Source organism: Actinospica durhamensis (assembly GCF_018139695.1).
Classification (GTDB): Bacteria; Actinomycetota; Actinomycetes; order Streptomycetales; family Catenulisporaceae; genus Actinospica; species Actinospica durhamensis.
Genome location: NZ_JAGSOG010000639.1, coordinates 1 through 808, shown reverse-complemented (window position 1 = coordinate 808; position 808 = coordinate 1). Strand labels below are relative to the sequence as shown.

Here is an 808-nt window from a genome sequence, read left to right as displayed (position 1 = left end):
TATAAGAGACAGTCGGAAGGGAGGGCTGGGCAGGGGAAGACACGTCCAACGTGCTCACGATGGCTACACCTCAGCGGGGAATCTGCGGAGAAGGGGGAGGGTGTTCCAGGTCGTCTCCGGTACCGCCGCACCGTCAGGGCTCGGGTACCGTCACAGGGAGCGGCGACACGAACACGACCAGACCCGGCAGAAGTCGATGTGGCTGCGGGTGACCAGCGCGAGGTGGACGGCGCGGTCGACGGTCATGCCCTCATTGCTATCACCCCGGCCCGGCCCGCGCAATCAACTGATGTTGCGCCACCCGCCCGCCGGACCGAATCTGAGGACATGACAGCCCATGAACTGGTCGCCGCCGCGCAGCAGCGCGGTTTCGCGGCGCGCCCGAAGGTCGAAGGCTTCCCGTACCTCGCCGAGGCCCTGCGCGCGGCCGGGGTCCTGCGCCACGAGTTCCTCGTCCCGACCGCGACCAGCCTCTACACCACCACCGCCGGCAGCGCCGTGCTGCCCTCCGGCCGACCCGTCGTCACCGAGCCGGCCGACGTCCCCGCCTGGAACCGCTCCGCCCTGCTGACCGCCATCGAGGCCGACAAGCAGGGCGGCGAGTTCCCCGACTTCGTCGCAGCCTGCTGGAACGCCGGCGTCACCCGCTGGATCATCGACACCGCCGAACGCACCTGCACCTACGTGGGCGGCACCGAGGACGACCGGTACGTGGAGAACTACCCGGCGGTCGAACTGCCCTGAGGCCGCGGGCCGTGACCCCGCGTCAGGCGAGTGCGGGCGCGGCGGCGGGGGCGGGGTCCTCGGA

The 808-nt window shown here is 70.8% G+C and carries 1 protein-coding gene; it reads left to right on the top strand.

Annotation, left to right across the window (positions count from 1 at the left end; translation table 11 throughout):
* Nucleotides 1-327 precede the first annotated feature (327 nt).
* Complete coding sequence (locus KDL01_RS41505; protein ID WP_212534208.1) at nucleotides 328-744, top strand: DUF1398 family protein; 417 nt, start codon at nucleotides 328-330, stop codon at nucleotides 742-744.
* The last annotated feature ends 64 nt before the right edge of the window (nucleotides 745-808 follow it).

Coding starts and splice junctions, on each gene's coding strand:
- KDL01_RS41505 (WP_212534208.1), top strand. CDS start 328: ATGACAGCCCATGAACTGGTCGCCGCCGCGCAGCAGCGCGGTTTCGCG.